The following is a 14,233-nucleotide window of genomic DNA, read 5'->3' as shown; positions in this document are numbered from 1 at the left end:
CTCGTACTATGGACACTTCTCATATGCTTACTCGTTTACATACCTTACTCGACAGCCCATCCTTTGCTCCTGATTCTTTGGAGGAGGGCCCCTGGAAAAAAGATTTTGCCGAACTCATTACACTTACCCATGACCTACTAACCAGAGCCGAGGAACGAGGTCACCGCATTGATTTTAGAGAAGGTGTTGGCGTAGCGGGTAAAGTGCAGGACATAACCTCCCTGGTGGAATGGATGCAAAAATGTCTTCCGGACGTATCTACGGAATTAGCCGGCGACATACCCGCGAATCGACTCAATCGTTATTTCAATGCGGGTACCGGTTATTTCTCGAATGGCTCATTCTTCACCGTTGAGCAGGACCAGGAGCTTGGTTTCTTTATCGATAATCAGCGAATTTATCTGAATAAACACCTGAAACGGGTGGCCGTGGAATTAGGCGATTTCTTCGGTACGTCCGATAATCACCCCGTGGGTGGTTCATCCCCGAAACGTCAAGAGCTGTACAGAAACTGGCGGCTCTTTTCTGCTCCTTTCAATTCTAAAGCCTAGTCTATAATCATTCGACTAACAGGCTTGTTGCTTTTCATTTCCCGGACTTCAGCGTCTAGTCATCCTTATCTACTTATACTATGAAACCCAATAATCAACAGATCAAAAAGACGATTTCTTTACTTCGTGAAAAACTCAAAGATATTCGTACTGCGGAACAGGACTCCGAAGGCTTTCAGGAAGCTTTATCCATTCTGATCGATGGCCGGACAACGTACCGCTCTATTCCCCTGTTGCAAACCCGACAAGGTCGTGCCATTGCTCTGTTAGCCATTGATTATATGAACGGAGCCTGCGAGTCGCGTACCTTGTTACGGTTCAACTAAGCCTGCGTTTTAGTTCTCAATTTCCGGCTACTTGTAGTCAGACCTCGTCAAACCGGACGTTTGCTACGCCCTTCATTTCAAGGCTAGAGCGTTTTTCTCCGTTGTAAGCTTGCCTTTTCAGGAAGCGTACGAATGGACCTTGTGTGAAGCAACCATTCGATGCCCCTTTTCTGTGGCATCGAATCCTTTTTTATTCCTAACTAAATTTGTTTTCCGCCAGGACTTGTTTTTAGATTTTCTGGAACGTTAAGAAGCATTATGTTATGATTCGATCCCTCATTTCAGGCACGGGTGCCTACCTCCCCCCGCTGACGGTTACCAATGACGCATTTCTGACGCATGAATTTTATGACAGTAATCAAACACCCCTTCGCCAGCCGGTAGAAACCACACTTAAGAAATTTACGGCCATTACGGGTATTGAACAACGGCGGTACGCTACCCCGGGGATGACAGCATCGCTAATGGGTTTGCAGGCCGCTCAGCAAGCCATTAGTCAAGCACGGATTGACGTAGAAACCATTGATCAGATTATTGTCGCTCATAATTACGGCGACATGGCGTATGCGGGGCACCCCGGGATCAGGTACCATCGCTGGCCTCGCGGATCAAACAGGGTCTGTCTATCAAAAATCCGTTCTGCGTGGCGTATGACCTGATCTTTGGTTGTCCGGGCTGGTTGCAGGGGCTGATTCTGGCGGATCAGGCCATTCGAAGCGGAGCGGCCTCGACAATTTTAGTGATTGGTACGGAGACGCTATCCCGCGTAATCGACGCCAGTGATCGGGATTCCCTGATTTTGCCGATGGAGCCGGAGCCTGTGTGGTGACCAAAAGCCTGAGTGATGAGGGCGGTATCCTGCATGCGGTGGTCCGTTCGGACACGCTTACGGAAGCGGACTATATTTATTCGGGTAAGGCCAATGCCGATCAGGAAGGCTCACCGCAGTTTATCAAGATGCACGGGCATAAAGTCTACGAATACGCTCTCACGCAGGTTCCCGGAGCGATGAAGAAGTGTCTCGATGAAAGTGGCCTTCCGCTGGAAGCTCTCAAAATGATCTTTATTCATCAGGCCAACGAAAAGATGGATGAAGCGATTCTTCGGGAATTTTACCGCCTGTACGGACAGACGCCTCCGCCCGCCATCCTGCCCATGAATATTCGCTGGATGGGCAATAGCTCCGTTGCTACAATTCCTACGCTGCTGCATCAGGTCATGCAGGGTGAATTGCCGGGGTATTCCCTGCAAAAAGAAGATTATATTTTACTGGCCTCCGTGGGAGCTGGGATGAATATCAATGCATTGATCTATCAGGTGTGATCCTCCGCAAACCTGGATACTCCACTTACCCCAATCCGTACCTATCTGACTTTAACCCATTGTTTTAGTTCAATGACTCCACTGGCTAATGATCCATGAAAATCTATTACTGATTTTATCCCTGTTTTTTATTATGGCGTTGCTCTACATGCTTAGTCAACGCCTGAACATATCCTACCCCATTTTTTTAGTGATGGGTGGTCTGGGGATCAGCTTCATTCCCGGTATCCCTTCCATGACCATTGACCCGGATCTGGTCTTTTTGATTTTTCTACCTCCACTACTTTTCGAAGCTGCCTGGGAATCTTCCTGGACGCAGCTCTGGAAGTGGAAACGGTCCATCCTTAGTTTAGGCTTCGGCCTGGTTTTAGCGACTTCACTGGCGGTTGCCTACTTCTCCACCGCCCTGATTCCTGGCTTTACGCTCGCTCTGGGTTTCTTACTTGGCGGCATTATTTCGCCTCCTGATGCCATTGCGGCTACCTCCGTACTACGCGGACTGGATGTACCCAAACGGGCCCAAACCATACTGGAAGGCGAAAGTCTGGTAAACGATGCGGCCTCACTGACGGTCTTTCGCTTTGCCCTGGCGGCCTTACTGACTGGAAACTTTGTATTTCAGCAGGCTATTGTAGACTTCCTGGTGCTTTCCGTCATGGGTGTATTCGTAGGGTTCAGTATCGCTTTTCTGCTGTACTGGATCATGCGTTACTGGGGAGGCACTTCCCGCATCATTACACCCATTACTCTGATCGCTCCGTATTTGATGTACTTGGTTGCCGAACAATTTCACTGGTCCGGCGTATTGGCCGTTGTTAGTGGCGGCCTGTTACTCTCGGCCCGTTCGAGTAAGTTTTTGAATTATCAGACCCGCCAGCAAACGCAGGAAGTATGGGCTACGGTAGGTTTTCTGCTCAATGGATTTGTATTTACGATTATTGGATTACAACTACCCCTCATTATTCAGGGTTTGGAAGAGTACACAGTTCTGCAGGTGATCTACTACTCGTTGCTGATAAGCGGCATGGTCATCATTATTCGGATAGTATTGGTATATCTTTCTTTTTTTCTGCCCCGTTTGTTGGCGGCTGGAAAACCCTACTCCGAACCTCACCCTGGTCTTAAACTGTCCCTGCTCATTGGCTGGGCGGGTATGCGGGGGGTTGTTTCACTGGCATCAGCCCTGGCCATTCCCCTGACCCTGCTGGATGGCATAAATCCGTTTCCGCATCGAAACCTGATTCTTTTCATCACGTTCGTAGTCATTCTTATCACGCTCGTATTCCAGGGCCTTACGCTTCCATTGTTCATGAAATGGCTTGGTATTAAAGAAACCGAAGAACAAATTCCGGCTCAGGAGCAAATTGAATCACTTCGGCAGGAACTCACTCAGCTTTCCCTGGAACATCTAGACACGCACTATGCCTATGAAATGGAACAATACGAAGTGGTGGGGCGTATCAAGGCTCAACTGATCTCCCAGGTTTCAGTGACCAAGAACGCCTTACAATCCAATGATCAGTCGTCCGGGTTATTGACCGTTCAGGACCTCTACCGTAAAGTGATGCTAGACCTCGTCGAAGTAAGGAGATTAGCTTTGGAACGCCTGAAAAAGGAAAGCCGTTTTGATGACGAAATTCTGCGGGCGAAAGAAAGTGAACTGGATTATGAACAAGCTCGCTGGTCGAAAAAGTAAGGGATGAACGAACTCTGAAGAAACGTTCGTTCATCGTTTATAAGATGCCTTACGGATACTATTTTCCTACGCGTAGCAGACGATTCGTCAGATACCGGCGGACGCGTTCATCGTACAGCTTCAGGCATCCATACGCCAGGATTACCGAACCCACGACCAGGGCCAACGCTCCGGGCAATGATTGTTCAAAGGTGAGCTTTTCATTTTTCACCCAGGCGAAGTACAGGTAGATGAAGGGGTAATGAACCATATACAAAGGATACGAAAGGTCCCCTAAAAAGGTACATAGTCGAGTCATACGTTGACTGATCGTGGTTTCGGAAGCTCCCAGATAAACCAGTGCCGGAAAGACGATCGTTACGCAGAGGGTATCGTATAAACCATTCATCCACAGGTATTCACTACCACCAATGCGTGGGATCGCCGATAAAACGAGTATGGCCAGACTACCGATCCAGAACGTTCCTTTGACCGCGATCGGTTTGAATACGCGGGATAGGAGTAAACCCGCCGCGAACGAAAACAGCAGGCGTAACGAACCGCCGAGCATGTTGTCACCCGTTATCGAAAAACCCACGCACAGGTCACCGTAGGGTCCAACCATCGCAAAGGCGGCCAAACCGAACGCTGTGAGGACAACCAGAACGGCCAATGCTTTCGTGGAAAGCTTACGCAACCAGAACGCGTACAGGAGATTACCGATATACTCGAAAAACAGCGACCAGCTTGGCCCATTTAAGGGAAACATTTCGCCGACGCCCCGAATTTCAAAACCAGGTGTCGCGGGAATAAGCAGGGCGTTGATTAACGTCGCTACCAAAAGCATCGAAATGGATACTTTGGATACGTCCCATACTGAACAACCCTGCGTATAAAACATAATCCCTCCGATAATGGCTCCTAGTACCACCATGGGGTGCAAACGAATCAATCGGCGTTTGATAAAGTCCAGGACCGTCATCTTCTCCCAGCGATCATCGTACGCATAGCCCACCACGAAGCCCGAGAGAATAAAGAAGAAGTCTACCGCCAGATAGCCGTGATTAATAATCTGGTCTAAGTGACTGGTAGCAAAGGCTTCGAACACGTGAAAACACACCACGCTCAAGGCCGCTACGCCCCGTAATCCATCCAGAATGTGGTAATGGGGTTTGGCATCCGCAAAGGCGGTACCGGGAATTTGGGAATTTGACATGGATACTCCTTGGGTTATCACCTCACTAGCTACACGTCTCCGTATAGGCTGTTCTCAGGTACCAGCAAAGCCTCAAAATTACCACCCGTACAAGCGTGATCCTACCGCCGGGCCATCGAAAAATTTGTTTTTCCCCTGAACAGCGGTGTACTACGAAAGCATACGGAAATAGATCGGATACTACCAACGCTTACTCAGTAGCAGACGGAATACAGTCAGCGTAACAACAACCAAACCCCTAGCTTTCAAAAATCTTCTTCCGGTGCTCGACGCCCCAGGTAGTCAGGTTCTCAATAATGGTCCTCAGCGACCAGCCGTGATCGGTCAGTTCATACTGGACGGTTACCGGCTGGGTATCCAGCACCGTTCGCTTGACGAGCTGATTGATTTCCAGCTCTTTGAGTTCTTTACTCAGCATTTTGTTCGAGATCCCGTCCACGTCGTTTAGAATGTCCGAAAACCTCCTTTTGCTGTAATAGCAAATGGATGAAATAATGGCAATTTTCCACTTTCCATTGAGTACGTGCATGCAGTCCTGGACCGCCCGCATCTCCTTTTTGTGTTCGTCGCTTTTACGGGGTTCGCACGTCATAGGTTACTTAGTTACTTCGGGGTTACTGTTACTTTTAGTTACAAAGTTACTAAAATAAATCAAGCCGCTCTAGCTTTGCTGCCCAAACAATAAATGAGCAGTAACCATGCGTAAGTTAATGAACAAAGTGACCCTGGTGACGGGTGCTTCCAAAGGTATTGGTGCCTCCATTGCTACCTATTTTGCGGCAGAAGGAGCTAAAGTAGTTGTAAACTATGCCTCCAGTAAGACCGGAGCGGACCAGGTGGTCCAGACTATCACCACCAACGGTGGTACCGCCATTGCTGTCCAAGGCGATGTATCGAACCCAGCCGATGTGAAAAGATTGTTTGAAGCAACCAGAGAGGCATTTGGTACGCTGGATATTCTGGTCAATAATGCAGGAACTTACATCTACGAGCCTATTGAACAGGTCTCCCCCGAAACGTTTCACAAACAGTTCAACATCAATGTACTAGGTTCCATTCTTACCATTCAGGAATCGTTGAAACTGTTTGGAGAGGAGGGAGGTAGCATTCTTAACATCAGTTCCGGTGCCAGCCGCATGCCTATACCGATGGGCTCCGTCTATTCGGCCACCAAAACGGCTCTGGATGCTCTTACCGTTGCCTTGTCCAAGGAATTTGCCGGACGAAAGATCCGCATCAACTCCATTTTGCCCGGTTCGGTAGAAACGGAGGGCACCCATGCAGCGGGCTTTAGCGGCAGTGATTTCGAGAAGAACCTCATTGCTCATACCCCACTGGGTCGCATCGGGCAGCCCGAAGACATTGCCCGCGTAGCGGTATTCCTTGCCTCCGAAGAGGCGGCCTGGATTTCGGGTGAAAAAATATCCGTTTCGGGTGGTCTTTACGGTTTGTAAACGGGTATCTCTGTCTGAATTTATTTCAAGGTGAATCCGGGTACCATCTTAAGATGCCCAGGAAATGCAGTCATCGACTCGCTCAGTCGAAGTCGATGAACCGGCTACGAATGCTTCCCTGATGCGTGGCGTACAACCCTATTCATTAGATGAAGCCATTGCCCGGCAATGCTGGGCATGATCCGAATACTGGAAGAGTATCTCCTCTCACCTGCCATGATTGGCTGTCAGGAAAAGGTATTCTTTCTATTTTTAACGCTTTTATAGTCCAGAATAAGGTAGTTTTACTCCCTTGCTCTGGACTATTTTTTCTACTAACCCCTTAATCGTCAGTACCTTGTTCGAGTACGAACTATTCGAAAGTATAAGCTTCCTCGTGATTGAAATAAACTCATATCGTCAACTCAGCCAAATTTCAATTCGCATTTACGTATATCAATAGACGAATCGTAAGCATTTCTTTGCAATTTCGGCCTTTGGTGTAAGTCTGCCCTCCGATCGGCAACCTACGTTAACCCAATCGAAAAGCATACGAAGGCGAATAAGCTCGTCCGGTTGAATCTCGCTCTCGTAACGTATACGACCTCAAAAGGGCGATTGCCCGCTTATTTTATTAGATCACGAATGAATTACGCGAAGCTTTTAAGTAGCATGGTGCTGGCTGTCCTGCTAACCTCCTGTGCAGCCAGGCGTCCAGACGTTCTCCGCTACGTGGACCCCAACATCGGTACCGCCCACAGCCGGTGGTTCTTCTATACTCCCGCGGCCGTACCTCACGGAATGGCCAAGCTGGCTCCATCCACCAACGGGCACTACGGCAACAAGCAGGGCTGGGAAGCCGTGGGGTACGACACCCGGCATCAATCCATTGAAGGCTTTGTGCATTTTCACGAATGGCAGGTCGGTGGCGTAAGCGTGATGCCCGCCACGGGAGCCCTTAAAGTGAAACCGGGCGATCTGGATAACCCCGACAGTGCTACCGCTCCCGTTTTGACCGAAAAAATCAACTGGCTGAACCCGGTTATTACAAAGTTTTGCTGGACGATTACCGGATTACGGCGGAACTGACGGCTACGACGCATGTCGGTTTTCACCGCTACACGTTCCCTAAACATGATCAGTCAAGGATTATACTCGACATTGGAAATGTACAGGGCGAAAGTGGCGAAGTAAGGAAGGCCGAAGTACGCATGACCGACGCGACCCACTTTGAAGGATTCGTTACTACCTATCCCAAGTACGTAAATACTTACGATCCAAAGGGCCTGGTTTCCATGTACATCTGGGGTGAAGTGAGCAAAGCCCCACGGTCAGTAGGAGCCTTTACGGATGCGGGCATTCAGGCTCAAAGTAACGCGGCTCAGGGCAAAGGAGCCGGGCTTTTCTTGGAATACACGACCAGCGATAACGAGGCTATTGAATTGAAAATAGGCTTATCCTACACCTCCATTGCCAACGCCAGGGCAAACCTGGACGCTGAGGCATCAGGACTTTCGTTTGAAAAAGCCCGGCAACAGGCTAAGAACACCTGGCAAAAGGAGTTGGGCAAGCTGACCGTCGAGGGTGATCAGGTGAGCAAGGTTAAATTCTACACCGGCTTATTCCATGCCTTACTCGGACGGGGCGTAGCCAACGACGTAAACGGCTCCTTTCCCCGGCACGATGGCTCCATCGGTCAGTTGCCCCGCGACACAAACGGGAAATTCAGTCATAACTTTTACAACACCGACGCCATCTGGGGTGCCTACTGGAATCTGACGCAGCTCTGGGCTCTTTCATACCCGGAGCGGTACAGCGATTTTGTCCATACCCAGCTGGAAATTTATAAGGAACGGGGTTGGTTTGGCGACGGCATCGCCAATAGCAATTTCGTGTCGGGTGTAGGGACCAATTTCGTCGGTCTGGCCATTGCGGCGGCTTATCAGGCGGGCATCCGGGATTATGATACCGATCTGGCCTTTCGGGCCATTCAGGCGAACGAATTGAGTGGTCGCAACCGGCCCGTTGGCTCGGGCAAGCTGGATGTGGAAGCATTTGTGAAGCAAGGCTTCGTTCCCTATCTCGACGCCGACAAAACCGATTCGACCGGCTCTCACTTTTCGGCCTCCCATACGCTGGAGTATAGTTTCAGTACGTTTGCAGCGGCCCAACTGGCCAGGGCCATGGGTAAGCAGCCGGAGTACGAGCAGTTGATCCGGCTCTCCAACGGCTGGAAACTTCTGTATGAACCGAAGCAAAAACTGGTTCGTCCCAAACGAGCGGATGGTACGTTCATTGACACGTTTGACCCTTCTGAACCCTGGCGGGGCTTTCAGGAAGGGAATGCCATCCAGTACACCTTCTTCGTTCCACAAAATCCGAAAGCTCTCATTGAAGCAATCGGTAGAGATGAATTCAATACCCGGCTCGACGACATCTTTACTACCGCTCAGAAAAATGGTTTTGGCGGTGGAAAAGAAATCGATGCCTTTGCGGGCATCAAGTCACTGTACAACCACGGTAATCAGCCCAATTTACACGTCAGCTGGCTCTTCAATTTTTCCGGAAAGCCCTGGCTCACCCAGAAATGGACCCGTGCCATCTGCGATGAATTTTACGGTACGGAGCCTATTCATGGCTACGGATACGGTCAGGACGAAGATCAGGGCCAATTGGGTTCGTGGTACGTCATGGCCTCCCTGGGTCTGTTCGACGTGAAAGGTTTTACGGACCTGAAACCCATCATTGAATTAGGAAGCCCCGCTTTTGACCGGGCTACGATTCGGCTGGGCAATGGCAAACAACTCCGCATCGAGGCTAAAAACAATTCCGCAACGAATGTATACGTACAGTCGGCGACGTTTAACGGTAAAGACCTGCCCCATTGCTGGCTCTATCGCGACGAGCTGATGCAGGGAGGCAAGCTAACCTTTGTGATGGGAAGTCAGCCTAACACCACCTGGGGTACGCAGACACCGCCACCCTCGGCTCAGTAAGTAGCGATTCAGCGACCAGGCTACATACAGTAAGACTTAAACCACTCTTCTACTAGTAGTCTGGTTGGCAGATTATTACTTTAGAAAAGATCCAAACAAAATTAAAAAGACGGAATAACTAAAAATTTAGTTATTCCGTCTTTTTCTTTGTATCCTTGCTACCACTAAGCTTTTACACCTTCTGACTCTTTACCTTATGAAAAAGCTGCTACTGCTGCTGGGTACGCTCCTGTACCTGAGTGTGCCGAGTCTTGGCCAAACGAAACCTGCCCAACTGGACAGTCTGTTTACCGAATTGTACCGTCAGGGATCATTTAATGGGAATGTTCTGGTTGCCGAAAACGGCGTTCCGATTTTTGAAAAATCCTACGGCAAAGCGGATGAGCAATCGGGTCGGCCGTTGCATGCGGAATCCGTTTTTGAACTGGCCTCTTTATCCAAAGCGTTTACGGCCATGGGCATTGTACTCCTCCAACAACAGGGCAAGCTTCGCTACGATGACCCGATCGCAAAATACCTGCCCGAACTGGCTGGTTATGAAAAGATTACCATTCGACACCTCCTGCATCATACCAGTGGCCTGCCCGACTATACGGATTATTTTATTGAACACTGGGACAAAAGCAAGTTTGCAACCAATCCCGACCTGATCAATGCCTTTGGCCACGTTCGTCCGCCCGTTCTTTTTCAGCCCAACGAGCGATTCAGCTACAGCAATACCAATTACGCTTTTCTGGGAACCATCCTAGAACGGGTATCACATCAATCCTACGCTGATTTTCTGGCCCAGTCTATTTTTAAACCCCTGGGCATGAAGCGATCTCTGGTATACCAAAGCCGGTATAAACCCCAGAAGGTTGAAAACTATGCTCTCGGTCACCTGGTTGATAGTACCGGTCATAAGGTGCAACCGGATGCGTACGGCAAAACGTTCTTCACGTATTTTCTGGATGGAATTACGGGGGATCGTACGGTGAATTCCAGCGTTCGGGACTTACTGCTCTGGGACCAAGCCCTATACTCGGATCGATTGATTAATGATCAAGAAAAAGATGAGGTTTTCAGCGGCGTTACATTGTTGAATGGTCAGACAACAGATTATGGCTTCGGATGGATGCTCAAACAGGATCCGACCTACGGAAAGCTCGTCAGTCATTCAGGTAGTTGGGCGGGCTATATTCACTACATCGATCGGCATATCGATTCGAAAAAAACCATCATCATCCTGCAAAACATGGATAATTTCAACAACCGGGTGGCGATGGACCGCGTACGAAAAATTCTGTATCCCTGAGACCTGATTGTACAGAGAAGCCCGCCGAACGCAAACCTGTGTCGCATTCGGCGGGCTTCTTTTCGTCTCCTCAGGATGGGCTATCCCGCTCCCTTTTGCTTCCCTGCGTATCTGGAAATAAACGCTTCGAATCAGCTTAAGGGAATTATCCTTTATTGACAGAGTAAGCCTGACTTTCCGTCTCAAAAAACTACTGAGGATAGTGCCCGTGCCTTTCCAGACCTTACTCGATCGTAGTGATTACTTTGGGGTGCCATTTTTCAAGCTTACTGATCAATTCTTCCAGTTTAACCGGTTTGGCCAGGTAATCATCCATACCCGCCTCCAGACACGTTTGTTCGACCCCACTCATGACGTTAGCCGTCAACGCAATGACGATGGGCTGATGCGACAGGGTCTGGCGAATGAGTAGCGTAGCTTCCAGGCCATCCATTACGGGCATTTGCATGTCCATCAATATCAGATCATATTTTTTCTGGCTGGCGGCTTCAACCGCCTGCTGACCATCATCGACCAGATCAGGCTCGTACCCTAGTTTCACCAGAATAGTTTTGATAACCCGCTGATTAATCGCATTGTCCTCCGCCACCATCAGGGTCAGGGGGTATTGTTCGCTAACCTGGGTACTCAGTTTACCCGGAACCGCGGGTTGCTTCGGAACCGACGCCTGCCAGTGTAGTGCGTCCAGCAGGTGCTTAATCAGTTCGTGTTGCCGGATGGGTTTGCTAAGCGTCGAGACAAACAACTGCCGTTGTCTGTGATCCAGCTCTTTCCCGATGGAACTCAGCAAAATGATCGGCAGATGAGGCATTTGCCTTTTGATTTGCTCCGCCAGCATCACTCCGTCCATCACTGGCATTTGCATATCGGTAATGACCAGATCAATGCCTGGATGAGCCGCCAGTACCTCCAGGGCCATCTCACCCGAAGAAGCCAGCATTGGATGAAATTTCCAGATCTCAAACTGCCGCTTCAGAATGGTCAGATTGGTAGTGTTGTCATCGACCAATAATACCTGCTTGCCTTCCTGCCCTTCCATCTGGTGCTGGGCCTGAGGCATCAGCGACCTGGTACTGTTCTGGCACTGCATAGTAAACGAAAACGTCGAGCCACAACCCGGCTGACTATCAACCCTGATTTTGCCGCCCATTAAATCAACCAGTCGGGCAGAAATGGCTAGTCCCAGACCCGAACCGCCGTACTTGCGGGTCGTCGTCGAATCTACCTGTGAAAAGGACTTGAACAAACGCCCTATCTTATGGCTGGGAATACCAATCCCCGTATCCCGCACCGAAAAGTGAAGCTGGATGACGGAAGGATCTTCCGTGACTCCGAGTGATACAGACAGGCAAACCTCCCCTTTTTCGGTAAACTTGATGCCGTTTCCTACCAGATTGACCAGAATTTGCTTCAGCCGCAACGAATCTCCGACAATCTGTACGGGTACATCTTCTTCGATCTGATAGATCAAATCGAGTTGGGCCTCCATGGCCTTGGTAGCGAAAATATCCAGCACATCTTCAATGCACTGGCGAAGGATGAAATCCTCCTGCTCGAGTTCTAAACTACCGGATTCAATCTTGGAAAAATCAAGAATGTCATTAATCACATTGATCAGGGAATCGCCGCATTTAACGATGGTTTCCGTGTAGTCGCGTTGCTCGGACGTCAAATGCGTTTCCTGAAGCAGAGCGGCCATGCCAATCACGCCATTCATGGGCGTGCGAATTTCATGGCTCATCGTGGCTAAAAACACACTTTTCGCCTGATTTGCTTTTTCTGCTTCCGCCCGGGCTTTCTCCAGGGCCAGATTAGCAGCTACCAGCCGACTGTTGATTTCTTTTTGAATCAGTTCATTGCGTTGTCGCTCTCTGGAAAGGGTGGCTTCTTTCTCCAGATCGGCCATTTTCTGGGCCTGAATCCGTTGCAATTCGCTGTATTTTTTCATCATGTACGCCCACAGACCACCAATGAAAAAGATAACGGCCGCCAGAAAGATGTGAATGACAAACGTTAGCAGGTCAAAGTAATCCAGCCGGGTAAAGTACAATTGGGAATAGCCGGTATTCTGCAAATAACCAAAAATGGCATGATGGACCAGCACCACAATCATTATGGGTATCTGTAATTGCCATTTCTGATAGGTAATCAAAATAGCACTGCCAATGAAGGCGTAAAAATGCATCTCAAAGAGGCCGTGCATCTGGTAGATGTACTGGGCCATGAAAATACCCAGCACTGCACTCAGTACATACTGATAAAGGTCCGAGTTGGGCAATGCCCGTTTGGTCGAGTAGTACGCCAGTAGCGAAAGTCCTCCAACGCCCAGGGCGATCAGCCAGGTGTCGTAGAAAGTAGCCAGTACCAGTCCTATTAAAAAGTAGCCGATCAGGAAGTAATTCATCAGGCGGTCCGATCGCTCTTTGACGGAGGAGATAAAGGCCGGTTCTGTACCTGATGATAAAGGCGTTTTGGCGGTTTGAATAGATTCAGGAAGCATTGATTATCAAGAGCTAAAATAAAAGGCGGGGCACTGGGTACGCGTAATCAGTATAAGGGATTCATTCGAAGGAAGAGGGAATGAACATTTTCAGGAGCCTGGAGCCAGCAGGATCGGCATGCGGCTGGGCTAATCAGGAATTCAGCTCTCTCGGGCTGGGTAGTAATGTTTTTTCAGTGTTTTCAACGCAAACTTTCGGACCCAGAACCAATCACTCGGGCATCTGGCAAACGGGCAGGACACAGCCGTACGCTTTCAACGCCAGAGCATCAAAGTCTCCTGCCACCCGATGGTTCACTAGTTTCGCAAGGGCCATTTTGGCGTAACTGGTTTGTTCATCCGTGCAGTAGCGACTGCGATTATAATTACCCCGGTAAAACAATTGCTGCTCAGACGTCAGTAAAACCGCTTGCGGCGTTGAATAGACCCCGCACTGTTCAGCCACTGATTTTTCAAACAGAACAGGCAAGGTAAGGCCGATCCGTTCCTGGATCGCGGCTATCGAATAGTTTTTACTGCTCATCACGACAACCACAAAATTAACCTGCGATTGATAGGCTTTGACCAACGATCGGAAATGCGTCAGGTTAAATCGGGAACAGGGGCAATCCGGGTTATAAAAGTGAAGAAGCGTAGGCTTGTGCTCCGGGGTAAGTCCCTGTATTGAAAGCACCGATCCTACCGGAACCGGTTTATAGTTTTGGGGAATGGGAGTGGGAATCAGATATACCCAGGAGTTATACCAAAACAGAATTCCTATCGCTGAGAATAACACCAATAGCCAAACTCCAATCATCCATTTTCTTAGCGTGTAGGTATTCATTTAGTTTTGGTTCTTAACAAAACACAATATTAATTATATTTCTATGAATAATGAATTTCTTCGGGAAAACACTGCTAACTCGTTTGAAATGGCTGT

General features: G+C 49.1%; 12 protein-coding genes and 1 pseudogene. 9 read left to right on the top strand and 4 right to left on the bottom strand.

Features of this window, described 5'->3' with window-relative positions:
* Positions 1-8 precede the first annotated feature (8 nt).
* The 6 genes from BWI97_RS23925 (at position 9) to BWI97_RS23910 (ending at position 3,896) form a co-directional block, all read left to right on the top strand.
* Positions 9-551, top strand: a complete 543-nt coding sequence (locus BWI97_RS23925) for a hypothetical protein (protein WP_133163412.1) — start codon at positions 9-11, stop codon at positions 549-551.
* Between the two features lie 80 nt (positions 552-631).
* The gene (locus tag BWI97_RS23920) at positions 632-877 is read left to right on the top strand and encodes a hypothetical protein (protein WP_102203106.1); all 246 of its coding nucleotides are present in this window, start codon (positions 632-634) and stop codon (positions 875-877) included.
* Positions 878-1,140: 263 nt separating this feature from the next.
* Entirely contained in the window at positions 1,141-1,536 is a 396-nt protein-coding gene (locus BWI97_RS28545; RefSeq protein ID WP_233207995.1) for a hypothetical protein, read from the top strand.
* Positions 1,521-1,706 carry a hypothetical protein gene (locus BWI97_RS28540; RefSeq protein ID WP_233207994.1) on the top strand — a complete coding sequence of 62 codons (186 nt, stop codon included), beginning with the start codon at positions 1,521-1,523 and terminating at the stop codon, positions 1,704-1,706. The genes BWI97_RS28545 and BWI97_RS28540 overlap by 16 nt, the downstream gene beginning before the upstream one ends.
* Complete coding sequence (locus BWI97_RS28535) at positions 1,700-2,200, top strand: 3-oxoacyl-[acyl-carrier-protein] synthase III C-terminal domain-containing protein (protein ID WP_233207993.1); 501 nt, start codon at positions 1,700-1,702, stop codon at positions 2,198-2,200. Before BWI97_RS28540 ends, BWI97_RS28535 begins: the two co-directional genes overlap by 7 nt.
* An 88-nt stretch (positions 2,201-2,288) precedes the next feature.
* Positions 2,289-3,896 carry a Na+/H+ antiporter gene (locus BWI97_RS23910; protein WP_094815965.1) on the top strand — a complete coding sequence of 536 codons (1,608 nt, stop codon included), beginning with the start codon at positions 2,289-2,291 and terminating at the stop codon, positions 3,894-3,896.
* Between the two features lie 58 nt (positions 3,897-3,954).
* Here BWI97_RS23910 and BWI97_RS23905 read toward each other — a convergent pair whose 3' ends face one another.
* Together BWI97_RS23905 and BWI97_RS23900 are read right to left on the bottom strand one after the other, a co-directional pair.
* Positions 3,955-5,091: an acyltransferase gene (locus BWI97_RS23905; protein ID WP_102203105.1), complete on the bottom strand. Its 1,137-nt coding sequence runs from the start codon at positions 5,089-5,091 to the stop codon at positions 3,955-3,957.
* A gap of 238 nt (positions 5,092-5,329) precedes the next feature.
* Positions 5,330-5,683 (bottom strand): helix-turn-helix domain-containing protein, encoded by a 354-nt coding sequence (locus BWI97_RS23900; RefSeq protein ID WP_199182081.1) that lies wholly within the window; start codon positions 5,681-5,683, stop codon positions 5,330-5,332.
* Between the two features lie 118 nt (positions 5,684-5,801).
* Here BWI97_RS23900 and BWI97_RS23895 point away from each other — a divergent pair, with 118 nt between their 5' ends.
* From BWI97_RS23895 to BWI97_RS23885, 3 genes and pseudogenes are all read left to right on the top strand, one after another.
* The gene (locus tag BWI97_RS23895; protein WP_233207991.1) at positions 5,802-6,545 is read left to right on the top strand and encodes an SDR family NAD(P)-dependent oxidoreductase; all 744 of its coding nucleotides are present in this window, start codon (positions 5,802-5,804) and stop codon (positions 6,543-6,545) included.
* A gap of 624 nt (positions 6,546-7,169) precedes the next feature.
* Positions 7,170-9,520 (top strand): annotated as a pseudogene (locus BWI97_RS23890) (GH92 family glycosyl hydrolase).
* Positions 9,521-9,716: 196 nt separating this feature from the next.
* Positions 9,717-10,814: a serine hydrolase gene (locus BWI97_RS23885; RefSeq protein ID WP_102203104.1), complete on the top strand. Its 1,098-nt coding sequence runs from the start codon at positions 9,717-9,719 to the stop codon at positions 10,812-10,814.
* Between the two features lie 223 nt (positions 10,815-11,037).
* On the opposite strand, the gene BWI97_RS23880 is transcribed toward BWI97_RS23885, so the two are convergent.
* Entirely contained in the window at positions 11,038-13,314 is a 2,277-nt protein-coding gene (locus BWI97_RS23880) for a response regulator (RefSeq protein ID WP_102203103.1), read from the bottom strand.
* A gap of 211 nt (positions 13,315-13,525) precedes the next feature.
* Entirely contained in the window at positions 13,526-14,137 is a 612-nt protein-coding gene (locus BWI97_RS23875) for a peroxiredoxin (RefSeq protein ID WP_102203102.1), read from the bottom strand.
* Between the last annotated feature and the right edge of the window lie 96 nt (positions 14,138-14,233).

This window comes from Siphonobacter sp. BAB-5405, assembly GCF_002872335.1.
GTDB lineage: Bacteria > Bacteroidota > Bacteroidia > Cytophagales > Spirosomataceae > Siphonobacter.
The sequence above is the reverse complement of the archived record's forward strand: the minus strand, read 5'-3'. Positions and strand labels throughout refer to the sequence as shown.